Origin of the sequence: Streptomyces sp. NPDC094034, assembly GCF_040303865.1 — a bacterium.
In the GTDB taxonomy this organism is placed as follows: Bacteria; Actinomycetota; Actinomycetes; order Streptomycetales; family Streptomycetaceae; genus Streptomyces.
Genome location: NZ_JBEOUD010000004.1, coordinates 136,598 through 159,160, shown reverse-complemented (window position 1 = coordinate 159,160; position 22,563 = coordinate 136,598). Strand labels below are relative to the sequence as shown.

The following is a 22,563-nucleotide window of genomic DNA, read 5'->3' as shown; positions in this document are numbered from 1 at the left end:
CGTTACCGTATCGCGATCAGATGACCACTTCGACGCCCTCGCCGGGAGGATTACCTGATACCCGTTCGGCCTCAAGCGCGCTCTGGAGAATGACAACCGCCGCCATTTGGTCGATCACGGACCGGCCCTTCTTCGCCTTCACGCCCGCGGCGCGCAGGCCCTGACCGGCCGTCACTGTGCTCATCCGCTCATCGACCAGTCGTACGGGCAGTGGCGCGATGGACCGCGCCACCTCGTCGGCGAACGTACGTACCTTTACCGCGGCCGGTCCCTCGCCCCCGTTGAGGGAGCGCGGGAGCCCGATCAGCACCTCGATCGGTTCGTACTCCTCGACGATCTGACGCAGCCGCCGGTGGGCGGCCGGGACATCGCGTCCCGGCACGGTCTCCACCGGTGTGGCGAGGATCCCGTCGGGGTCGCACGAGGCGACCCCGATCCGGGCGTCCCCGACATCGATCGCGAGCCGGCGTCCGCGTCGCATACGGCGTCAGGCCGTTTCGGTGACGAGGCGTTCCACGGCGGCGACGGCGTCCCCGATGGCGTCCGGGTTCTGGCCGCCGCCCTGAGCGACGTCCGGCTTGCCGCCACCGCCGCCGCCCAGGGTCTTGGCGGCGGTACGGACCAGGTCACCGGCCTTGAGACCGCGTCCTCGGGCGGCCTCATTGGTGGCGATGACCGTCAGCGGGCGCCCGTTGGCCGTGGTGAACAGCGCCACGACGACCGGCCGGTCGCCCTGGATACGGCCCCGGACATCGAGGACCAGCTTGCGCAGATCGTCGGCCGAGGTGCCGTCCGGGACCTGCCCGGTGACCAGCGCCGTGCCCCGTACGTCCTTGGCGCTCTCGGCGAGTCCGGCGGCGGCGGCGAGCACCTTCTCCGCGCGGAACTTCTCGATCTCCTTCTCGGCGTCCTTCAGCTTGGCCAGCATGCCGGAGATCTTCTCGGGCAGTTCCTCGGAACGGCCCTTGACCAGCTCCTGGAGCTGGGCGACGACGGTGTGCTCCTTGGCGAGGAAGTTGTAGGCGTCCACACCGACCAGAGCCTCGATACGCCGCACCCCGGAGCCGATCGACGACTCGCCGAGCAGCTTCACCAGACCCAACTGGGCGGTGTTGTGGACATGCGTACCGCCGCACAGCTCCTTGGAGAAGTCGCCGATGGTGACGACACGGACGCGCTCGCCGTACTTCTCGCCGAACTCGGCGATGGCGCCCTGCTTCTTGGCCTCGTCGATCGACATGACCTCGGCCTGCACATCCAGCTCGCGGGCCAGGACCTCATTGATCTTCTGCTCGACATCGAGGAGGACCGTGCCGGGTACGGCGGCGGGCGAGCCGAAGTCGAAGCGGAAGCGGCCCGGCGAGTTCTCCGAGCCGGCCTGGGCGGCCGTCGGGCCGAGGGCGTCACGCAGCGCCTGGTGCGTGAGGTGCGTGGCGCTGTGGGCGCGGGCGATGGCGCGGCGGCGGTTGGTGTCGATGGCGGCGTAGGCGGAGGAGCCCACTGTCACCTCGCCGACCTGCACGGAACCCTTGTGCACGGAGACACCGGGGACCGGCTGCTGGACATCGCGGACCTGGATGACGGCACCGGTGTCGAGCTTGATCCGGCCCTGGTCGGCGAGCTGGCCGCCGCCCTCGGCGTAGAAGGGCGTGCGGTCGAGGACGATCTCGACCTCGTCGCCCTCGGTGGCGGCGGGCGACGGCACACCGTCGACGAGCAGGCCGACGATGGTCGACTCACCGGCGGTGGAGGTGTAGCCGGTGAACTCGGTGGAGCCGCTGTTGTCGGCGACGGCACGGTAGGCGGAGAGGTCGGCGTGGCCGGACTTCTTGGCCTTGGCGTCGGCCTTGGCCCGCTCCCGCTGCTCCTTCATGAGCCGCCGGAAGCCGTCCTCGTCCACGGAGAGGCCCTGTTCGGCGGCCATCTCCAGGGTGAGATCGATCGGGAAGCCCCAGGTGTCGTGGAGCAGGAACGCCTTGTCGCCGGAGAGCACCCGGCCGCCGGCGGACTTGGTCTCGGTGACGGCGGTGTCGAGGATGTTCGTGCCGCCCTTGAGGGCCTTGAGGAAGGCGGCCTCCTCGGCGAGGGCCACGGTCTCGATGCGCTTGCGGTCGGTCTCCAGCTCCGGGTACTGCTCCCCCATGGTCTTGATGACCACGTCGATCAGATCGGCGACGACCGGTTCGGTGGCGCCGAGGAGCCGCATATTGCGGATGGCGCGGCGCATGATGCGGCGCAGCACATAGCCGCGGCCCTCGTTGCCGGGGGTGACACCGTCGCCGATGAGCATGGCGGACGTACGGATGTGGTCGGCCACCACGCGCAGGGAGACGTCCGAGCCGTGGTCGGCGCCGTAGCGCACCCCGGTCAGTTCGGTGGCCTTGTCCATGACGACGCGCAGGGTGTCGGTCTCGTACATGTTCTGTACGCCCTGGAGGATCATGGCGAGACGTTCGAGGCCGAGACCGGTGTCGATGTTCTTGGACGGCAGCTCACCGAGGATCTCGAAGTCCTCCTTGCCGGTCCCCTCGCCGCGCTCGAACTCCATGAAGACCAGGTTCCAGATCTCCACATAGCGCTCGTCGTTGACGGCGGGGCCGCCCTCGATCCCGAATTCGGGGCCTCGGTCGTAGTTGATCTCCGAGCAGGGGCCGCAGGGTCCCGGCACACCCATGGACCAGTAGTTGTCCTTCTTGCCCAGCCGCTGGATGCGCTCGGCCGGCACGCCGATCTTCTCGCGCCAGATCTGCTCGGCCTCGTCGTCGTCGAGGTAGACGGTGATCCACAGACGCTCCGGGTCGAGCCCGTAACCGCCGTCGGCCACGGAGCTGGTGAGCAGCTCCCAGGCGTAGGTGATCGCGCCTTCCTTGAAGTAGTCGCCGAAGGAGAAGTTGCCGCACATCTGGAAGAACGTGCCGTGCCGGGTGGTCTTGCCGACCTCTTCGATGTCCGGTGTGCGCACGCACTTCTGCACGCTGGTGGCGCGCGGGGCGGGCGGCTTGACCTCGCCGAGGAAGTACGGCTTGAAGGGCACCATGCCCGCCGGGACCAGCAGCAGAGTCGGGTCGTCCGCGATGAGCGACGCCGAAGGGACGACGGTGTGACCGCGCTCCTCGAAGAAGCTCAGCCAGCGGCGACGAATTTCAGCCGACTCCATCAGTGGTCCTCATTCCGGTTGTGCGAGTCGTAGTGACGCGGGTGGTGGTTCTCGATGGCGGCGAGCCGCCGGGGCGCGGGGAGCGCGGGGTCGAGGGGGGCTTCGAGGCCGAGCGCCTCGCCCAGCTCCGCCTCGCGCCGCACCATTCCCGCCCTGACGTCAACAGCGAATTCCCTGACTTTGTGCCCGGCGTCGATCGCCTTGTTCGCGGCCTGGGCGGCAAGGCTCTCCGGGGTCAGCTGCTTGAGCTTGCGGTGGACCTTGGTGGTGGCCCAGACGCCGGCTGCCGCGCCCGCGGTGAACCAGAACGTACGGCGGAACATCGCTGCGTCAGCCCTTCTTCTTCCTGCGCCGGGCGGACGGCAGCGTGCGCCCGGCGATGACCGTGCGCCGGACGGCCGGCTCGGGCGCCGTGCCGGTGCCGGGTACCGCTCGGCGCCCGAGCGCCTGGCGTACGCCGTAGCCGAACGCCGCGACCTTGACCAGCGGTCCGCCGAAGGTCGAGGCGACCGTCGTGGAGAGCGCCGAGGCGTTGGAGGTGACTTCCTGGACGTCCGTCGCGATCGCGTCCACCCGGTCGAGCTGGGTCTGCGCGGAACGGACCGTCGCCGACGCGTCCGCCAGCAGCGGCACGGCCTGTTCGGTCACCTCCGCCACCAGTCTGGTGGTCGCCTTGAGCGTCTGGGCCAGCCTCACCAGCACCACGGCCAGGAAGGAGACCAGAATGGCCCAGAACACGGCCACCAGGATCCCGGCAACCTCTCCACCGGTCACGCCGCACCGCTCCCTGATCGTCGACGGTCATCTGGAAGGCGACTGGAAAGTCGTCCTCCGACCCTATCGCGCCGGGGGTCGCCTCCCGTACCGCATTAGCGAGGCCCAGGGTGGCGTTCGGCGAGAGATATTGTACGGAGTGCGGCCAGTTGAGTACTCTGCGTGTCCCATGCGACGCCCCTTTCGCTCCGGCCCTCCGTCGGCCGTTCCCGCACCGGCTCCGGGCAATCTCCCCGCCGAGCTGAACCGCTTCGTGGGGCGCGCCGACGAGCTGGCCGCCCTGACGCGGCATCTCGGGGAATCCCGGCTGGTCACGGTGGTGGGGGTCGGCGGAGTCGGCAAGACCCGGCTGGCGCTGAAAGCGGCGGACGCCCTGAAGAAACGCTACTGCGATGGCATTTGGCTCGTCGAGCTCTCCGCGCTCCGCGACCCCGAACTGCTGGAACACGCGCTGGTGGAGGCGCTCGGGCTGACGGACCACAGCAGCAGGCCCACGAGCCGGGTGCTCGCCGGTCATCTCGCCACCCGTCAACTGCTGCTGGTCATCGACGGGTTCGAGCAGCTGATCGACGCCTGCGCCACACTCGTCAGGGAACTGCTGCTCAGGGCACCGGAGTTGCGAGTGCTCGCCGTCGGCAGACGACCGCTCAGGGTGGACGGTGAGCTCACGTTCTCGCTCGCCCCGATGAAGGAGACGGACGCGATCCGGCTCTTCACGGAGCGGGCCGCCGCCGCTTCGCCGGGCCCGCGGCCGGCCGACGCAGGACCCGCCGCCGTACCCGAGCTGTGCCGGCGCCTCGACGGGATCCCGCTCGCACTGGAACTGGCGGCCGGACGGCTCCATGTCCTCTCCGTCGAGCAGATCCTCGACCGCGTCGGGGACCGTTTCCGGGTGCTCACCGCGGGCAGACGGGGCGCGCCGCCGCGCCATCAGACGCTCAGGACCGCGATCGGCTGGAGTCACGAGTTGTGCACCCCGGCCGAACGGCTGCTGTGGGCACGGCTGTCGGTCTTCGCCGGACCGTTCGATCTGGAAGCCGCCGAGTATGTGTGCGGCGGACCGGAACTGCCGGACGAAGAGGTGCTGGACGTACTCGCCGAGCTGATCTCGCAGTCGCTCGTCATCCGCGAGGAGACCCCGGCGGGTACGCGCTACCGGATGCTGGACACGGTCAGGGCGTACGGCGCCGAGTGGCTGGAGGCCCTGGAGGACACCGACCGGATGCGCCGCCGGCACCGCGACTGGTACATGGGGCTGGCGACCTGGTACGAGCTCGACTGGTTCAGCGCGCGCCAGTCCGATGTGGCGGCCGGCACGGAGAGCGCGCTGCCCAATCTGCGCGCGGCGCTCGAACTGTGTCTGGAGAGTCCCGAAGAAGCCCATCTGGGCCAGCATTTGGCGGGCACGCTCTGGTTCTACTGGGCGGGATGCGGCCGGCTGACCGAGGGGCGGCACTGGCTGGTCCGGGCCCTCTCGCTGGACACCCCGTACGACGAGTCACGGCTCAAGGCCCTGTGGGTGCTCGGCTATGTGGCGGTTCTCCAGGGCGACAGCACGGCCGCGGTGGGCGCCCTGCACGAGTGCCGGGAGGAGGCCGCGCGTACCGGCAACGCGCTGGCGCGCGCCTACGCCGTGCACCGGCTGGGCTGTCACGCGCTGCTCACGGATGACATGCCGCGCGCCGAACGGCTGTTGCGCTCGGCGCTCGACACATACCGGGAACTGGGCGAGCTGAACAGCAATGTGCTGATGGGCCAGGTCGAGCTGGCCATGTCACTGATCTTCCAGGACGATCTGGAGGCGGCCGTCGCCCTGTGCGTGGAGGTCCGCGAGATCTGCGAGGACAGCGGCGAGCGCTGGGCCCGGGCGTACGCGCTGTATGTGCTGGCCTACGCGGCCTGGACGCGCGACGCGCACGCCGAGGCGCGGGCGCTGGCCACGGAGTCGATCACCATCCACCATGGTTTCAACGATCTGGTGGGTCTGGTACTGGCCGTCGAGCTGTTGGCGCTGGTGACGGCGAGCGAGGGCGATCCGGCGGAGGCCGCGGTGCTCCAGGGGGCCGCGAGCCGGCTGTGGGAGTCGGTCGGCCCGAAGCTGTTCGGCTCCGGTTTCTTCGGTGCGCCGCGCGCGCTGTGCGAGCGGCGCGCGAGCGAGGCGCTGGGTACGGAGCGGTACGCGGCATGCCAGGGCGAAGGGCTCGGGCTGTCGATCAGCGCGGCCGTGGAGCGTGCGCTCGCCGAGCGCCGGCCCGCCGCCGGGCCCCCGCATCAGCCGGGGGCCTCCCGGCCGGCCCGGAAAACGCGGAGGCCCGCCGGCTCCCCCACGCGGGGCGGGGAAGCGGCGGGCCGAGACGCCTGAAGCCGGGTGGTGTCCGGATCAGCGGGCGTAGTACTCGACGACCAGCTGCTCGTCGCAGATGACCGGGATCTCCTTGCGCTGCGGGTCACGGTCCAGACGGAACGCCAGGGCCTTCAGGTTGACCTGAAGGTAACGCGGGGTCTCGCCGTCCGTGTCGTAGCCACCCTCGCGCGCGACCTGGAAGGGGACCTTGTCGCGGCTGCGCTCGCGGACCATCACGACGTCGTCGGGACGGACGCGGAACGACGGCTTGTCGACCTTGCCACCGTTGACCTCGATGTGGCCGTGCACGACCATCTGGCGGGCCTGGTAGATGGTGCGGGCGATGCCCGACCGCAGGACGAGCGCGTCGAGGCGGCGCTCCAGCTCGACGACCAGGGCCTCACCCGTCTTGCCCTCGGCCTTGCGGGCGCGGTCGTAGGCACGGGCCATCTGGCGCTCGCTGATGTCGTACTGGGCACGCAGGCGCTGCTTCTCCAGCAGACGGACCTTGTAGTCACTGTTCTGCTTGCGTCCACGGCCGTGCTCGCCCGGCGGGTAGGGACGGGCCTCGAAGTACTTGACGGCCTTCGGCGTCAGCGCGATACCGAGCGCGCGAGACTTCTTGACCTTGGGACGCGACTGGTTAGGCACGTTCTCCAGACCTCCGTTGTAGGTTAGGTTAGGCTCACCTTACTTAAGGAGATCGCATGTCTCGCCCTGGGAACACCACGCGCATCACAGACAGCCTCGGCGCACAGAGCGACGATTCGACGGAGGTCCGATCAGCTCATGGTCAGCCGCGTCCCAGCGGGCTTGAAATCGATCGGATGCCGTCAGCAGCCGAGCGCACACGAACTCTCGTACAGAGTACATGCTCGGCAGTACTGATCATTCCGGGCCTGGACGGGGCCAAGCCTCACCAGCTGATGCCCGACACCCGGAGCGTCGGACCGGACGGCGAGGTGTTTCTCGCGTTCCCCGCCGACTCCCCCGCCGTACGCGCCGCGGCGCACGCGCAGGACGACGAGCTGACCGCGGTGCTGGAGATCACGGACGTCGCGCCCGTGTCCGTACCCCACCGTATCCGGGGCCGGGCCTGGCTCTCCGGCTGGCTCACCCGCGCACCCGGCGGGGCGGAGCCCGGGCTGATGACGCTGCGTCTGGAGGTCGGCGAGGTGGGTGTGGACGATCTCTGGGGCGTGGCGACGGTGGAGCCGGAGGACTTCGCGTCGGCCGTGGCCGATCCGCTGGTGGAGCACGAGGCGGAACTGCTCCAGCATCTGCACTCCGCCCACAGCGCGGAGGTCCAGTCGCTGCGCGGGCTGCTCGGCGAGCGGGCCGGGGGCTCCCCGGCGGCCGGGACCGCCGCCGGGACCGTCGCCGTACCTGTCGCGCTCGACCGCTTCGGGCTACGGGTGCGCTTCACCGGAGTGCGGTGCTTCGACGCCCGCTTCGACTTCCCCGACCCGGTGCGGAACGTCAACGAGCTGCGGTACGCGATGCACACGCTCTTCGACGCGGCCGCCGGATAGCCGGCTCAGACGCCGTCCCCACGCAGCCGCTCGCGCACCTTGTCGACCACATCGGCGTAGCGCGCCTCCGCGCCGTACCGCGTGGGCTCGTAGTAGCGCCTGCCCCGCACCTCGTCCGGGAGATACCGCTGGGCCGCGATCCCGCCCGGCACATCGTGCGGATAGATATAGCCCTGGGCATGGCCGAGCTTGGCCGCGCCCTTGTAGTGGCCGTCGCGCAGATGCGCGGGGACCGGCCCCGCCAGCCCCTTCTTCACATCCTCCAGGGCCGCGGAGATGGCGGTCGTGGCCGCGTTCGACTTGGGGGCCAGCGCGAGCGCGATGGTGGCATGGCTCAGGGTGAGGGCGGCCTCCGGGAAACCGATCATGGCCACGGCCTGGGCGGCGGCGACCGCGATCGGCAGGGCGGCCGGATCGGCCAGACCGATGTCCTCGCTCGCCGAGATCATCAGCCGTCTGGCGATGAACCGGGGGTCCTCCCCCGCCTCGATCATCCGGGCCAGATAGTGCAGCGCCGCGTCCACGTCGGAGCCCCGGATGGATTTGATGAGCGCGCTCGCCACGTCGTAGTGCTGATCGCCCTCACGGTCGTAGGCCACCGCCGCCCGGTCGACGGTCTCCTCCACGGTCCGGAGGCTGATCTCCTGCTCGCTCTTGTCGATCGCGGCGCCGGCCGCCGCCTCCAGCGCCGTCAGCGCGCGCCGGGCGTCGCCCCCCGCGATCCGCAGCAGATGCGCCTCGGCGTCGTCGGGGAGGGTGACCGCGCCGCCGAGGCCGCGCTCCTCGGCGAGCGCCCGCCGCAGCAGTCCGCGCAGATCGTCGTCGGTGAGCCGCTCCAGCGTGAGCAGCAGGGAGCGGGAGAGGAGCGGGGAGATCACCGAGAAGTACGGATTCTCGGTGGTGGCGGCGATGAGCGTGACCCAGCGGTTCTCGACGGCGGGCAGCAGGGAGTCCTGCTGGGCCTTGCTGAAGCGGTGGATCTCGTCGAGGAAGAGGACGGTCTCCTTGCCGAAGCCACCGGCCGCGCGGCGGGCCCCGTCGATGACGGCCCTGACCTCCTTGACGCCCGCGGTGATCGCGGACAGCTCCACGAACCGCTTGTTCGTCGCCTTGGAGACGACATACGCGAGGGTCGTCTTGCCCGTGCCCGGCGGGCCCCAGAGGATCACGGACGAAGGACCGGCGGGGCCGCCGTTGCCCTCCCCCACCAGTCTGCGCAGCGGCGATCCCGGCTTCAGCAGATGGCTCTGTCCGACGACCTCGTCGAGGACGCGCGGGCGCATCCGGACGGCCAGCGGGCTGCTGGACGGGTCCTTCTCCTGGCGGTCTTCCGCCGCTGCGGTAAAGAGGTCGGGCTCCACGCGTGAAGCCTATGCCAGACCACTGACAGCGCCGTCGCCGTCGGGGATCGGGGCCCCCGGCCACGGTGACCTCAGCCGGTCCAGAAGTCCCACCAGCGGGTCAGGATGAGCATCCCGATGATCCCGATGTGCAGCACGGGCAGCACCCAGGTGAACTCGCTCAGGAAACCGCGCAGCCAAGGCGGCGCGGGCAGCACGCCGTGGCGGATGTTGTGGGACGTCACGTACCAGAACATCAGGATCGTGGCGACCCAGGCCAGGCAGCACCACAGGCAGAGCGAGTTGATGGTGTACAGCGACTGGTACTGGAGCCAGGTGCAGAATCCGACCCCGAAGAGGGTGCCCGCGTTCAGCCCGAGCCAGAACCAGCGCCGGTAGCGCGCCCCGGCGAGCAGTCCGACCCCGATGGAGATCACCACGGCATAGGTGACGAGTCCGAGCATCGGGTTCGGGAAGCCGAAGACCGACGCCTGGTCGCTCTTCATGATGTTGCCGCAGGAGACCACCGGGTTCAGGCTGCATCCGGGGGTGAAGTTCGGGTCTGCCAGCAGCTTGAACTTGTCGAGAGTGATCACCCAGGCGGCCAGCAGCCCCGCCGCGCCGGTGATGACCAGCAGGAGCGCGAACGCCCGGCTGCCGCCGACCGCGCCCGTGGCCGTCCCCTCCTCCCGGTCGGAGGAGACGTCGTCCACCACTGCTCTCGTCATCATCACCGTTCCCAACACTCAGGGAGTTCCCGCACCCGGGGACCCTCGGGGCAGCCTCATTGTGCCGCACGGGCACCGGGGCCCACCGTTCGACCGGCATAAAGAGAGCGGGGCCCGGACGGTCTCCGTCCAGGCCCCGCACCGTCTCCGGGCGGTCAGCCGAGCCGCTGTGTCAGCTCCGTCACCAGGTCGTCGAGAGCCACCGCCGACTGCTCGCCGCTCTCCATGTCCTTGAGCTGCGCGACACCCTCCGCGAGATCGCGCTCGCCCGCGACGATCGTGTAGCGGGCACCGGACCTGTTGGCGTTCTTCATGGCGCCCTTGAGGCCCTTCGCGCCGTACGAGAAGTCCGCGGGGACCCCGGCCTTGCGCAGCTCGGTGACAACGGCGAACAGCCGCCGCCGCGCCTCCTCGCCGAGCGGTACCGCGAAGACGCTGGTGGCGTTGGGCAGAGCGAGCTCGATCCCCTCGGCCTTCAGCGCCAGCACCGTACGGTCCACGCCGAGCGCCCAGCCGACGGACGGGAGCGGCGGGCCGCCGATCATCTCGGAGAGCCCGTCGTAACGGCCGCCGCCGCCCACCGCGGACTGCGCGCCGAGACCGTCGTGGACGAACTCGAAGGTGGTCCTGGTGTAGTAGTCGAGACCGCGTACGAGCTTCTCGTCGTCCTCGTACGCCACCCCGGCGGCCGTCAGCAGCTCGCGCACCTCCTCGTGGTACGCCTTGCACGCGTCGCACAGATAGTCGCGCAGCATCGGCGCCCCGACGAGCTGCTTCTGTACGTCGGCGCGCTTGTCGTCGAGCACCCGCAGCGGGTTGATCTCGATGCGCCGACGGGTGTCCTCGTCCAGGTCGAGCCCGCGCAGAAAGCCCTGGAGCGCCTCGCGGTAGACGGGGCGGCACTCCTTGTCGCCCAGCGAGTTGAGCAGGATGCGGAAGTCGCGCAGCCCCAGGGAGCGGTACGCCTGGTCGGCCAGGATGATCAGTTCGGCGTCGAGCGCGGGGTCCTCCGTGCCGATCGCCTCCGCCCCCACCTGCGAGAAGTGACGGTAGCGGCCCTTCTGCGGGCGTTCGTAGCGGTAGTACGAGCCGGAGTACCAGAGCTTGACCGGCAGATTCCCGGCCTTGTGCAGATTGGCCTCCAGCGCGGCGCGCAGCACGGAAGCGGTGCCCTCGGGGCGCAGCGCCAGCTTGTCGCCGCCCTTGGTCTCGAAGGCGTACATCTCCTTGGAGACGATGTCGGTGGACTCGCCGACCCCGCGCGCGAACAGCTCGACGTTCTCGAAACCGGGCGTCTCGACATAGCCGTAGCCGGAGTTCCTCAGCGGCGCGGAGATGGCCTCGCGCACCGCGAGATAGACCGCCGAGGCGGGCGGAATCAGATCGTAGGTGCCCTTGGGGGCCTGGAAGGTGCTCATGGAGATCGGTGCTTCACATTCCTCGTCGCGGTGCGGCGGTCGGGCCGCTTCCGTGGCCGGCGGCCAGTTCCCTGAGGTAGGGGTTGGTGGCGCGCTCGCGGCCGATGGTCGTCTGGGGGCCGTGTCCGGACAGCACCACGGTCGAATCGTCGAGCGGCAGGCACACCCGTGCCAGCGACTCCGTCATCTCGGTGTGGTCGCCACCGGGCAGATCGGTGCGTCCGATGGAGCCGGCGAAGAGCAGATCGCCCGAGAAGAGGACCGGCGGGACATCCGCGCCACCGACCGCCTCTGGCGTTCCGAACGTCACCGACCCCTTGGTATGGCCCGGCGCGTGCGCGACGGTGAACTCCAGGCCCGCCAGCCGCAGTTCGGCGCCGTCGGTCAGCTCCTGGATCTCGTCCGGCTCGCCCACGGTCAGCTCGCCCAGCAACGGCATCCCGATCGAGCGGCCGATGCCCTTCTCCGGGTCGCTCATCATGTAGCGGTCCGCGGGGTGGATCCATGCCGGTACGTCATGTGCCCCGCACACGGGGACGACCGAGGCGACATGGTCGATGTGCCCATGGGTCAGGATGACGGCGACGGGCTTGAGCCGGTGCTTGCGCACCGCGTCCTCGACGCCCTGAGCGGCCTGGTGGCCCGGGTCGATGATCACGCACTCCTCGCCCGCGGCGGGGGCGACCAGATAGCAATTGGTCCCCCAGGCCCCGGCGGGGAACCCGGCAATGAGCACGATCGTCCTTATATGTCGTCCGTCGGGAGAATGCAGCAGTTCAGAGACTACCGGCGGTCCTCAAGCCACAGCGAACCCATATCCACAGCGAACCCATATACCGTACGGGCTCGGGCCTGTCTGGCAGGCCCGGAATCAGGCCGGACAGGATCACACACAGATACGAGGAGTGGACCCGGTGGTCAACAGCGATCAGCGGCGGCGGCAGCTCGCCCGGGAGAAGTTCGAGCGGCAGCAGCAGCGCCGGACCGAGGCCCGGCAGAAGGCGAAGCGCCGCAACGTCATCATCGCGTCGGTGCTTGCCGTGGTGGTGCTCGCGGGAGCCGCGGCATACGCCTCGGTCGGTCTGTCGGACGGCGACACCAGCGACAAGGCCGCCAGTCCGGAATCGAGCGCCTCGGCCACCGCCTCGCCCTCGCCGAGCGAGAGCGGCGAGCCCGAGCCGAAGATGACCATCGACAAGAACGCCACGTACACGATGGCGCTCAAGACGAGCCAGGGCGACATCTCCATCGCGATGGACGCCAAGAAGACACCGCACACGGTGAACTCGTTCAAGGCGCTCGCGGACAAGAAGTACTTCGACAACACGAAGTGTCACCGGCTGACCACCGAGGGGATCTTCGTGCTCCAGTGCGGCGACCCGAAGGGCGACGGCACCGGCGGTCCCGGCTACACGATCGAGGACGAGAATCTGACGGCTCTGGGCAAGGCGGGCGCCGACGGCTCGGTCACGTACCCGGCGGGGACGGTCGCGATGGCCAATACCGGCCAGCCGCACACCGGCGGCAGCCAGTTCTTCCTCGTCTACAAGGACACCAAACTCCCGCCCAGCTACACGCCGTTCGGGACCCTGGACGACACCGGCCTGAAGACGGTGGAAGCGGTGGCGAAGGCCGGAGTGGACGGTGGCACGGGCGACGGCGCGCCCAAGAAGACCGTCACCGTGGAGAAGGGCACGGTCGACAAGGCGTGACCCTGTGAATTTCGGCCGTGCTGAGTGCGGACAGCCGGGCGGCCGGTCGCCTAGATTGGCGTTGTGCAGGGCGGGCGCAGCCCGTCCCAGGAAACTGTGGATGATGCCCGGGGGCCATACCCCTCACGGACATCAGGTGGAGGAGGCGCTGTGAGCAGCGACCCGTGGGGCCGTGTCGATGAGACGGGCACCGTGTACGTGCGTACGGCCGACGGCGAGCAGGTCGTCGGATCGTGGCAGGCTGGCTCTCCGGAGGAGGCTCTGGCCTATTTCGAGCGCAAGTACGAGGGCCTGGTTGTCGAGATCGGCCTCCTCGAACGGCGGGTGAAGACCACCGATCTGTCCTCGAAGGATGCGACGACGGCGATCGAGCATCTGCGAGGCCAGGTCGACGAGCACCACGCCGTGGGCGATCTCGAAGCACTGCGCAAGCGGCTCGACGCGCTGGTGGCGACGGTCGATTCGCGCCGTGAGGAGCGCAAGGCGCAGCGGGCGAAGCAGACTGACGAGGCGCGTCACGCCAAGGAGGCGCTGGTCACCGAGGCGGAAGAGCTGGCGCAGAGCGACCAGTGGCGGTCGGCCGGTGAGCGGCTGCGGGCGCTGGTGGACACCTGGAAGGGCCTGCCGAGGCTGGACCGGAAGTCCGACGACGAGCTGTGGCACCGCTTCTCGCACGCCCGTTCCGCGTTCTCCAAGCGCCGCAAGGCCCACTTCGCGGCGCTCGACGCGCAGCGCGAGGACGCCCGTAAGGCCAAGGAGAAGCTGGTCGCGGAGGCCGAATCGCTGTCCGGCTCCACCGACTGGGGCGGTACGGCCGCCCGCTACCGCGAGCTGATGACCGAGTGGAAGGCGGCGGGCCGCGCCCAGCGCGAGGCCGAGGACGAGCTGTGGAACCGCTTCCGCGGCGCCCAGGACGTCTTCTTCGCCGCGCGCGGGGAGGTCTTCGCCGAGCGGGACGCCGAGCAGACCGAGAACCTCAAGATCAAGGAGGATCTCGCGACCGAGGCGGAGCGGCTGGTGCCGGTCACCGACCTCAAGGCGGCCAGGGCCGCGTTCCGGGCGCTCAATGAGCGCTGGGAGGCCGTCGGCCATGTACCGCGTGACGCCCGGCCCAAGGTCGAGGGCCGGATGCACGCGGTGGAGCGGGCGCTTCAGGAGTCCGAGGAGAACGAGTGGCGCCGGACGAACCCGGAGGCGCGGGCACGCGCCGCGGGTCTGACGGGTCAGCTCCAGGGCGCGGTGGACAAGTTGCGTACGCAGATCGACGCGGCGCGCGCGGCGGGCAACAACGCCAAGGCGGACAAGCTCGTCAAGGAGTTGGAGGGCCGGCAGGCCCTGCTGGACCAGGCCCTGAAGGGTCTCCAGGAGTTCGGCGGCTGACCGGACCCGCTCGGCTCGCGTCCGACAGGCGAAGGGGCTCCCCGCATCCGCTGCGGGGAGCCCCTTCGCTGTTGTCCTCTGCACGGCCCATGGCCCATGGCCTGTTCGTACGGCTTACGGCCTGCGCGCCGAGGTGACCCGGTAGACGTCGTAGACGCCCTCCACGCCCCGTACCGCCTTCAATACGTGTCCCAGGTGCTTCGGATCGCCCATCTCGAAGGTGAAACGGGAGGTGGCGACCCGGTCGCGGGAGGTCTGGACGGCCGCGGACAGGATGTTCACATGCTGGTCGGACAGGACGCGGGTGACGTCCGACAGCAGCCGGGAGCGGTCCAGCGCCTCGACCTGGATGGCGACCAGGAAGACCGACGACTGGGTCGGCGCCCACTCGACTTCGAGGATCCGCTCGGGCTGCTGGGAGAGCGAGTCGACATTGACGCAGTCGGCGCGGTGCACCGAGACTCCACTGCCGCGCGTGACGAAGCCGATGATCGGGTCGCCCGGGACCGGCGTACAGCAGCGGGCGAGCTTGACCCAGACGTCCTCGACGCCCTTGACGACCACACCCGGGTCGGCGTTGGCGCGGCGTTTGCCGCGGCCGTGCGAGGGCGGGGCGCTCTCGGCGATGTCCTCGTTGGCCGCCTCCTCGCCGCCGAGGGCCTGCACGAGCTTCTGCACGACGCCCTGCGCGGCCACATGGCCCTCGCCGATCGCCGCGTACAGGGACGAGATGTCGGGATAGCGCATCTCGTGCGCGAGCGTGACCAGCGAGTCGCCGGTGAGGATGCGCTGGATCGGCAGGTTCTGTTTGCGCATGGCCCGCGCGATGGCGTCCTTGCCCTGCTCGATCGCCTCGTCGCGGCGCTCCTTGGAGAACCAGGCGCGGATCTTGTTCCTGGCCCGTGGCGACTTGACGAAGCCGAGCCAGTCCCGCGAGGGACCCGCCCCGGACGCCTTGGAGGTGAAGACCTCCACCAGATCGCCGTTGTCCAGCGTCGATTCGAGCGGTACGAGCCGCCCGTTGACCCGTGCTCCTATGGTGCGGTGGCCGACTTCTGTGTGTACGGCGTACGCGAAGTCGACGGGTGTGGCACCGGCGGGCAGCGCTATGACATCGCCCTTGGGCGTGAAGACGAAGACCTCGTTGCGGGACAGGTCGAAGCGGAGCGACTCCAGGAACTCGCTGGGGTCCTCGGTCTCCTTCTGCCAGTCCAGCAGCTGGCGCAGCCACGCCATGTCGTTGACGGTGTCCTGGCCGGCGCCCTTGCCCGCGTTCTTCGGCACGTCCGTACGCACCTTGGAGGCGCCCGCGACGGCCTCCTGCTTGTACTTCCAGTGCGCGGCGATGCCGTACTCGGCGCGGCGGTGCATGTCGAACGTACGGATCTGGAGCTCGACGGGCTTGCCGTTGGGTCCGATCACCGTCGTGTGCAGCGACTGGTACATGTTGAACTTGGGCATCGCGATGTAGTCCTTGAACCGGCCGGGGACCGGATTCCATCGCGCGTGGACGGTGCCGAGCGCCGCGTAGCAGTCACGGACGGTGTCGACGAGGACGCGAATGCCCACCAGGTCGTAGATCTCCGCGAAGTCCCGGCCGCGGACGATCATCTTCTGGTAGACGCTGTAGTAGTGCTTCGGCCGACCGGTGACGGTGGCCTTGATCCGGGCGGCGCGCAGATCCGACTGGACCTCGTCGGTCACTATGGCCAGATACTCGTCCCGCTTGGGGGCGCGCTCCGCGACGAGCCGGACGATCTCGTCGTACATCTTCGGGTAGAGGATCGCGAAGGCGAGGTCCTCCAGCTCCCACTTGATGGTGTTCATGCCCAGCCGATGGGCCAGGGGCGCGTAGATCTCCAGCGTCTCGCGGGCCTTCTTCTCCTGCTTCTCCCGCTTGAGATAGCGCATGGTGCGCATGTTGTGCAGCCGGTCGGCGAGCTTGATGACCAGGACCCGGGGGTCCTTGGCCATGGCGACGACCATCTTGCGTACGGTCTCCGCCTGCGCCGCCTCGCCGAACTTGACCTTGTCGAGCTTGGTGACGCCGTCGACGAGCAGCGCCACCTGGTCGCCGAAGTCACGGCGCAGGGTGTCGAGCCCGTACTCGGTGTCCTCGACGGTGTCGTGCAGCAGACCCGCCATCAGAGTGGCCGGGTCCATGCCCAGCTCCGCGAGGATCGTCGTCACCGCGAGCGGATGGGTGATGTACGGGTCGCCGCTCTTGCGCTTCTGACCGCGGTGCCAGCGCTCGGCGACCTGGTAGGCGCGCTCGATCTGGCGGAGCGTGGCGGTCTCGATCTTCGGGTCGTTGCCCCGCACGGTCCGCAGGAGCGGTTCGAGCACCGGGTTGTAGGGCGACGAGCGCTGCACCCCGAGCCGGGCGAGCCGGGCCCGTACACGATTGGAGGACCCGCCGGAGCGCGGCGTGGCCGTGGGGCCGGGCTTGGGGGCGCTGACGGGCGTGCCGGGGCGCTCCGAGGGCGCGGTGGGCAGGGGCGCCGGGGACGCACCCGCGGGGAGCGCGTCCGAGGTCTCCGCGGACGCGCGGGCGGCCTTCTCCTCCGCCGCGACCGCGGCCTTGTGCCGCGACACGGCTGATGCCGCCGCTGCCTGCTCGGCGGAGTGATCGGGCGTTGCGGCGGCCAGTGGCTGGACCTCTTCTGGCAAGGGCGCTCCTCGTGCGGATCCAGGTCCCCCGGTCAGGCCCGGAGGTTCCATCGTATCGACCTCGGGCGTACCTCTCGCCCCAGGATCCTGGAGCCCACAGAACGACGGACGGGCACCCGGTTGTTCCCGGGTGCCCGTCCGTACGCCTCACAGGGCCGCTCAGAGCGTGATCAGAGCCTCCAGCGGGGCTCCGCGCAGCGCGGGCTCCAGCCTGGCCCGGCCGCCCAGGAAACCCAGCTCCATCAGGACCGCGACGCCCACCACCTCGGCGCCGGCCCGCCGGACCAGCTCCAGCGAGGCCTCGGCCGTACCGCCGGTGGCCAGCACGTCGTCGATGACGAGAACCCGGTCGTCCTGGTCCAGGTCCTCCGCGTGGACCTCGATCTCCGCGGAGCCGTACTCCAGCTCGTACGCCTGCGACAGCGTCGCGCCGGGGAGCTTGCCCGCCTTGCGTACGGGGATGAAGCCGACGCCTGCCCGGACCGCCACAGGGGCCGCCAGGATGAAGCCGCGGGCCTCCAGGCCCACGATCTTCGTCGCGCCACACCGCGCGCACAGTTCCGCGAGCGCGTCGGTCAGCGCGGTGAAGGCCTTCGGGTCGGCCAGCAGCGGAGTGATGTCCTTGAAGACCACGCCCGGCTCGGGGTAGTCCGCGACATCACGGATGCGGCTGAGAAGCAGCTCCCGCGTACTGGTGTCGGTCACCGACGCCTCCCCGAACCCGACGGGCGGCCACGGCCGCCCCTGCCCCGTTGACCGGCGACAGCGGCCGCCGGTGCCGGTGCTCCCGGAACCGCGTCCTCCGGGCCGTCCTCGACGGCGCCGGCGTCGTCCGAGGACCCCTCGGCCGACTCCTCCTTCGCGGCGGCGGAGGCCCGCTTGGCGAGCACCCGCTTCTTCAGCGCCTTGATCTGCGGGTCGCGTTCCTTCAGGTCGGCGACGAGCGGCGTGGCGATGAAGATCGAGGAGTACGCACCGGCGGCGAGGCCGACGAAGAGCGAGAGCGAGATGTCGTTCAGCATGCCGGCGCCGAGGAAACCGCCGCCGATGAAGAGCAGCCCGGCGACCGGCAGCAGCGCGACCACGGTGGTGTTGATGGAACGCACCAGCGTGCTGTTGATCGAGCGGTTGGCGACCTCGCTGTAGGTCCAGCGGGTCTGCTTGGTGATCCCCTTCGACCCCTCCTTGAGACTGTCGAAGACGACGACGGTGTCGTAGAGGGAGTAACCGAGGATGGTGAGCAGACCGATCACCGTACCCGGGGTGACCTCGAAGCCGACCAGTGCGTACACACCGACGGTGATGGTGAGGTCATGGATCAGCGCGATCAGTGCCGCGACCGCCATGCGCCATTCGAAGGCGATCGCCAGATAGATCACCACGAGGATCATGAAGATCGCCAGGCCCGTCCAGGCCTTGTTGGCGATGGTCGCGCCCCAGCTCGGACCGACGAGGTCGGCGTTGATGTCCGCCTCGTTGACGTCCAGATCCTTGGCGAGCTGCGTCCGCACGCTGTCGGCCTGCTTGGTGTCCAGTTCGGTGACCTGGATCCGCATGCTGCCGTTGCCGAGCTTCTGGACGATCGCGTCATGGCCGGAGGCCTCTTGGGCGTCCGCCCGGGCCTGCGTCACGGAGACGCTCGTGCTCGGGATGGTGAAGACGGCACCCCCCTTGAACTCGATGCCCATGTTGAGGCCGCGCACCATCACGCCCGCGATGGCCGTGATGGTGATCAGGACCGAGAGCGCGTACCAGAACTTGCGCTTCCCGATGAAGTCGTAGCCGACTTCGCCGCGGTAGAGCCGGGCGCCGAGTGCGCCGAGTCGCGACATCTCACGCCTCCTTCGGGTCGGTGTGAGCGCTGACACGGCGGGAGCGGCGCAGCGGGGGCTTGGCGCCGAGCCGCTTCGGGTCCAGTCCGGACCAGGCATGGCCGCTGGCGAAGAACTTCGTGCGAGCCAGGATCGTCATCACCGGCTTGGTGAAGAAGAACACCACGACCACGTCGAGGAGCGTGGTGAGGCCGAGGGTGAACGCGAAGCCCTGGACCTTGCCGACCGTGACGAGGAACAGCACGGCGGCGGCGAGGAACGAAACGAAGTCGGAGACCAGGATCGTGCGCCGGGCGCGCGGCCAGGCCCGTTCGACGGCGGGCCTGAGCGTGCGGCCCTCGCGGATCTCGTCGCGGATGCGCTCGAAGTAGACGATGAACGAGTCCGCGGTGATACCGATGGCGACGATCGCGCCACACACGGCGGGCAGGTTCAGCGCGAAGCCGATACCCGGTCCGAGCAGCGACATGATCGTGTACGTCATGATGCCCGAGGCGCCGAGGCTGACGATCGCGATACCGGCGAGGCCGCGGTAGTAGGCGACCAGATAGATGACCACCAGAGCGAGGCCGATGGCGCCGGCGATCAGGCCCGCCTGGAGCTGCTCACCGCCGAGCGCGGCGGTGACCGTCGTGGCGCTCTGCTCCTGGAAGGTGAGGGGCAGCGCGCCATAGGACAGGATGTTGGCCAGGTCCTGGGCGGACTGCTGGGTGAAGCTGCCCGAGATCTCGGCGCTGCCGCCGAGCGTCTGGCTCACCGAGGGCGCCGAGACGACATTGCCGTCGAGCACGATGGCGAACTGGTTCATCGGCGGCTGCTGCTGGGAGAGCTTGCCGGTGATGGACTGGAACTTCTTCGTACCGCCACTGCTGAAGTCCATCGTGACGATCCACATGCCACGCTGCTGGTCGAGAACGCCCTTGGCGTCGTCGACGTCCGTGCCCTCCAGCTCGGCCGGGCCGAGGATGTACTTCTCCCACTCCCCGCCTGAGTTGGTGCCACAGGCCACGATCGTGTCCTTGGGCGTGGCTCCCTGGTTGGCCTTGGTGCGCGCGGTCTTGTCGGTGCAGTCCAGGTCCGTGAACTTCTTCTCCAGCGCGGCCGTGGCCGGGTCGGCGGAAGGCGTGGCGGCGGGGTCGGGGCTCTCCGTGGAGGCGGGCTTGTCCGAGTCGGACGCGCCCGGGGAGGGCGTCTCGTCCTTCAGTGCGTCCGTGACGGCACGGCCCTGAGCGGTGGAGCTCGCCGACGGGTCGGGGTTACCGGCCGACTCGTCGCTCGACGGGTTGCCCGCGGAGGGAGAAGGGGAGCCGCTCGGAGAACCGCTCGGGGAGCCGCTGGTGGAGGGCGCCGGAGCGGCCGGGCCGCCCGCGGCGACCGTCAGTACCGGCCGGAAGTACAGCTGGGCCGTGGTGCCGACCTGATCGCGGGCCTGCTTCTCGTTCGTCCCCTTGGGGATGTTGACGATGATGTTGCTGCTGCCCTGGGTCTGGACCTCGGCCTCCGAGACACCAAGACCGTTGACACGCCGCTCGATGATGCTGACGGCGGTGTCCATGTTCGTCTTGTTGATCGCGTTCGGCTGGCCCGGCGTGTTCTTCGCCTGGAGCGTGATGCTCGTGCCGCCGGCGAGGTCGATCCCCAGGCGTGGCGTGACATGCCCGGACCAGAACATCCCGCCCGTGAGGGCGACCATGGCAATCAGGAACAGCGCCAGGGTGCGCCCTGGCCTGCCTGGGGACCCCGCTTGCCTGCGGCCCTTATTAGGTGCTGCCACCTTCTCGTTTCTCCCTGTCCAACCGCCCCACGCCGGGTGTGCGCCGGAGCGGCCACGAAGTGTAGTGGGGACCTGCCCCCGCAGAATTCCAGCGCAACCGTACGCCGCGACGGGCCGCGGAGCGGCCCGTCGGCACGGTCGGGACTACTTCGCGCCGGCCTCGCCGTCGGCCTTGCCGTCCTTGGGCTCGGCGTCGTCGGCCTCGGGCTTCTTGCCCAGGTCGATCTTGGCGTCGTCCGGGGTGCCGTCGGCCTCGGTCAGCGAGGAGGCGTCATCCGGGACGACCGGGGCGTCGAGCTTGAGGTCGTCGTCGCCGTGCACGATGCGGTTGTACTCGTCGTCGTCCAGGACGGCGCCGATGGCGTTCTTGGCGTAGACGGCGTGGACGCCTGGAGCGACCTCCAGAAGGACCGTGTCGTCGTGCACCTCCTTGACGGTGGCGTACATGCCCCCGATGGTGCGGACGCCGGTGCCGGGCTGCATTTCGTCGCGCATCTGTGCGGCGGCCTGCTGCTTCTTCTTGGCGGACCGGGTCATCAGGAACATGGCCCCGATGAGCACGATGAAGGGGAGGAGGGTCACGAGACTCACGGGAGGGAACTTCCTTCGCACGACCGCGCTGTCGAGCGGCCTGGTATACGGGGGTGGGCATGCCGGCCCGGAAGGGCGGCATCGGCGGAGTCTAAGCGAGTCCGCTTCGTTGGAACAACGCCCAGCATCGCACCGGGGTTCCTCACCGCGCGAGTGTCGTCGCCCTCACGCCCCGAACAGACCCTGTTGTCCGCTCGCTCCGGGGGCCTGCTGAGGCGGGACGAGCCCCAGGTGTGCCCAGGCGGCGGGGGTGGCGACCCGGCCGCGCGGAGTGCGTGCGAGCAGCCCCTCCCGTACGAGAAAGGGCTCCGCGACCTCCTCGACCGTCTCGCGCTCCTCCCCCACGGCCACCGCCAGGGTCGACAGCCCGACGGGGCCGCCGCCGAAGAGCTTGAGCAGGGCTTTCAGCACGGCGCGGTCGAGCCGGTCGAGGCCGCGGGCGTCGACCTCGTACACCCCGAGGGCCACGGCCGCCACCTCGCGGTTGATGACTCCGTCGGCCTTGACCTGCGCGTAGTCGCGTACGCGCCGCAGCAGCCGGTTGGCGATACGGGGCGTGCCGCGCGAGCGCCCCGCGATCTCCGCCGCGCCCTCGGCATCGATCTCCAGGTCGAGGAGATGGGCGGAGCGGTGGATCACGCGCTCCAGCTCCGCGCTCTCGTAGAACTCCATATGACCGGTGAAACCGAAGCGGTCGCGCAGCGGGGGCGGCAGCAGTCCGGCCCGGGTCGTGGCGCCCACCAGGGTGAACGGTGGCAGCTCCAGCGGGATGGCGGTGGCGCCCGGGCCCTTGCCGACGATGACGTCGACCCGGAAGTCCTCCATCGCCATGTAGAGCATTTCCTCGGCGGGCCGGGACATCCGGTGGATCTCGTCCAGGAAGAGGACCTCGCCCTCCTGGAGGGAGGAGAGGATCGCCGCGAGATCGCCGGCGTGCTGGATGGCGGGCCCCGAGGTGATCCGGATCGGGGCGTTCATCTCGGCGGCGATGATCATGGAAAGGGTGGTCTTGCCGAGCCCGGGGGCGCCGGAGAGCAGCACGTGATCGGCGGTCGCGCCACGCGCCAGGGCGGCCTTCAGCACCAGGTCGAGCTGCTCTCGCACCCGCTCCTGGCCGACGAACTCACCCAGCGACTTGGGCCGCAGCGCCGCCTCGACGGCCTGGTCCTCGCCATCGGCGGACGAGCCGACGAGCCGGTCGGCGAAATCGTCCGGCGGCGTCCCGCCACTGCTGTCGTCCCAGTTCACTCTGTTTCACCTCGGGAAAGGGGCGCGTCGCTGGACGGCCCTTGACGTACGGCGCTGAGGGGC

Annotated in this window: 19 protein-coding genes; 4 read left to right on the top strand and 15 right to left on the bottom strand. The window is 69.7% G+C overall.

The genetic code is table 11. The features are described from left to right. Nucleotides 1–16 precede the first annotated feature (16 nt). From ruvX to ABTZ59_RS06200, 4 genes are read right to left on the bottom strand one after another with little or no spacing between them, the layout of a single operon-like run. Nucleotides 17–481, bottom strand: a complete 465-nt coding sequence (gene ruvX, locus ABTZ59_RS06215) for a Holliday junction resolvase RuvX (protein ID WP_351391463.1) — start codon at nucleotides 479–481, stop codon at nucleotides 17–19. Nucleotides 482–487: 6 nt separating this feature from the next. After that, nucleotides 488–3,157 (bottom strand): alanine--tRNA ligase, encoded by a 2,670-nt coding sequence (gene alaS, locus ABTZ59_RS06210; RefSeq protein ID WP_351391460.1) that lies wholly within the window; start codon nucleotides 3,155–3,157, stop codon nucleotides 488–490. Further along, the gene (locus tag ABTZ59_RS06205) at nucleotides 3,157–3,480 is read right to left on the bottom strand and encodes a DUF6167 family protein (protein WP_351391457.1); all 324 of its coding nucleotides are present in this window, start codon (nucleotides 3,478–3,480) and stop codon (nucleotides 3,157–3,159) included. The genes alaS and ABTZ59_RS06205 overlap by 1 nt, the downstream gene beginning before the upstream one ends. Nucleotides 3,481–3,487: 7 nt before the next feature. Beyond that, nucleotides 3,488–3,931, bottom strand: coding sequence for a DUF948 domain-containing protein (locus tag ABTZ59_RS06200; RefSeq protein WP_351391454.1), 444 nt, complete (start codon nucleotides 3,929–3,931; stop codon nucleotides 3,488–3,490). Between the two features lie 169 nt (nucleotides 3,932–4,100). Between ABTZ59_RS06200 and ABTZ59_RS06195 the strand changes: the two genes are divergently transcribed. Then, entirely contained in the window at nucleotides 4,101–6,293 is a 2,193-nt protein-coding gene (locus ABTZ59_RS06195; RefSeq protein ID WP_351391450.1) for an ATP-binding protein, read from the top strand. 18 nt (nucleotides 6,294–6,311) lie between these two features. Here ABTZ59_RS06195 and rpsD read toward each other — a convergent pair whose 3' ends face one another. After that, a complete protein-coding gene (rpsD, locus tag ABTZ59_RS06190; protein ID WP_249951035.1) occupies nucleotides 6,312–6,926 on the bottom strand; it encodes a 30S ribosomal protein S4 in 615 nt (204 codons plus the stop codon). A 176-nt stretch (nucleotides 6,927–7,102) separates the two neighbouring features. On the opposite strand from rpsD, the gene ABTZ59_RS06185 reads away from it, so the two are divergent. Beyond that, nucleotides 7,103–7,807, top strand: coding sequence for a DUF2470 domain-containing protein (locus tag ABTZ59_RS06185; protein WP_351391446.1), 705 nt, complete (start codon nucleotides 7,103–7,105; stop codon nucleotides 7,805–7,807). Nucleotides 7,808–7,812: 5 nt separating this feature from the next. On the opposite strand, the gene ABTZ59_RS06180 is transcribed toward ABTZ59_RS06185, so the two are convergent. The 4 genes from ABTZ59_RS06180 to ABTZ59_RS06165 all read right to left on the bottom strand — a co-directional run bounded on the left by ABTZ59_RS06180 (nucleotide 7,813) and on the right by ABTZ59_RS06165 (nucleotide 12,029). After that, complete coding sequence (locus ABTZ59_RS06180; protein WP_351391442.1) at nucleotides 7,813–9,168, bottom strand: replication-associated recombination protein A; 1,356 nt, start codon at nucleotides 9,166–9,168, stop codon at nucleotides 7,813–7,815. 71 nt (nucleotides 9,169–9,239) lie between these two features. Next, nucleotides 9,240–9,878, bottom strand: a complete 639-nt coding sequence (locus ABTZ59_RS06175) for a vitamin K epoxide reductase family protein (protein ID WP_351391437.1) — start codon at nucleotides 9,876–9,878, stop codon at nucleotides 9,240–9,242. Nucleotides 9,879–10,030: 152 nt separating this feature from the next. Continuing rightward, entirely contained in the window at nucleotides 10,031–11,293 is a 1,263-nt protein-coding gene (gene hisS, locus ABTZ59_RS06170; RefSeq protein WP_351391434.1) for a histidine--tRNA ligase, read from the bottom strand. 13 nt (nucleotides 11,294–11,306) lie between these two features. Next, on the bottom strand, nucleotides 11,307–12,029 hold the full coding sequence (locus ABTZ59_RS06165; protein ID WP_351391431.1) for an MBL fold metallo-hydrolase: 723 nt from the start codon (nucleotides 12,027–12,029) through the stop codon (nucleotides 11,307–11,309). A 178-nt stretch (nucleotides 12,030–12,207) separates the two neighbouring features. On the opposite strand from ABTZ59_RS06165, the gene ABTZ59_RS06160 reads away from it, so the two are divergent. Together ABTZ59_RS06160 and ABTZ59_RS06155 are read left to right on the top strand one after the other, a co-directional pair. Continuing rightward, nucleotides 12,208–13,005 carry a peptidylprolyl isomerase gene (locus ABTZ59_RS06160; RefSeq protein ID WP_351391428.1) on the top strand — a complete coding sequence of 266 codons (798 nt, stop codon included), beginning with the start codon at nucleotides 12,208–12,210 and terminating at the stop codon, nucleotides 13,003–13,005. Between the two features lie 150 nt (nucleotides 13,006–13,155). Continuing rightward, nucleotides 13,156–14,385 carry a DUF349 domain-containing protein gene (locus tag ABTZ59_RS06155; protein ID WP_351391425.1) on the top strand — a complete coding sequence of 410 codons (1,230 nt, stop codon included), beginning with the start codon at nucleotides 13,156–13,158 and terminating at the stop codon, nucleotides 14,383–14,385. A 114-nt stretch (nucleotides 14,386–14,499) separates the two neighbouring features. Here ABTZ59_RS06155 and ABTZ59_RS06150 read toward each other — a convergent pair whose 3' ends face one another. From ABTZ59_RS06150 to ruvB, 6 genes are all read right to left on the bottom strand, one after another. Next, on the bottom strand, nucleotides 14,500–17,055 hold the full coding sequence (locus ABTZ59_RS06150) for a RelA/SpoT family protein (protein WP_351391422.1): 2,556 nt from the start codon (nucleotides 17,053–17,055) through the stop codon (nucleotides 14,500–14,502). Between the two features lie 159 nt (nucleotides 17,056–17,214). Beyond that, nucleotides 17,215–17,760 (bottom strand): adenine phosphoribosyltransferase, encoded by a 546-nt coding sequence (locus ABTZ59_RS06145; protein ID WP_351391419.1) that lies wholly within the window; start codon nucleotides 17,758–17,760, stop codon nucleotides 17,215–17,217. Continuing rightward, nucleotides 17,757–18,887 carry a protein translocase subunit SecF gene (gene secF / locus ABTZ59_RS06140; protein WP_351391416.1) on the bottom strand — a complete coding sequence of 377 codons (1,131 nt, stop codon included), beginning with the start codon at nucleotides 18,885–18,887 and terminating at the stop codon, nucleotides 17,757–17,759. The genes ABTZ59_RS06145 and secF overlap by 4 nt, the downstream gene beginning before the upstream one ends. A 1-nt stretch (nucleotide 18,888) precedes the next feature. Then, nucleotides 18,889–20,661: a protein translocase subunit SecD gene (gene secD / locus ABTZ59_RS06135; RefSeq protein WP_351391413.1), complete on the bottom strand. Its 1,773-nt coding sequence runs from the start codon at nucleotides 20,659–20,661 to the stop codon at nucleotides 18,889–18,891. A gap of 144 nt (nucleotides 20,662–20,805) precedes the next feature. After that, on the bottom strand, nucleotides 20,806–21,252 hold the full coding sequence (yajC, locus tag ABTZ59_RS06130) for a preprotein translocase subunit YajC (RefSeq protein ID WP_351391410.1): 447 nt from the start codon (nucleotides 21,250–21,252) through the stop codon (nucleotides 20,806–20,808). 165 nt (nucleotides 21,253–21,417) lie between these two features. Next, nucleotides 21,418–22,500: a Holliday junction branch migration DNA helicase RuvB gene (ruvB, locus tag ABTZ59_RS06125; protein ID WP_351391407.1), complete on the bottom strand. Its 1,083-nt coding sequence runs from the start codon at nucleotides 22,498–22,500 to the stop codon at nucleotides 21,418–21,420. Nucleotides 22,501–22,563 lie beyond the last annotated feature (63 nt).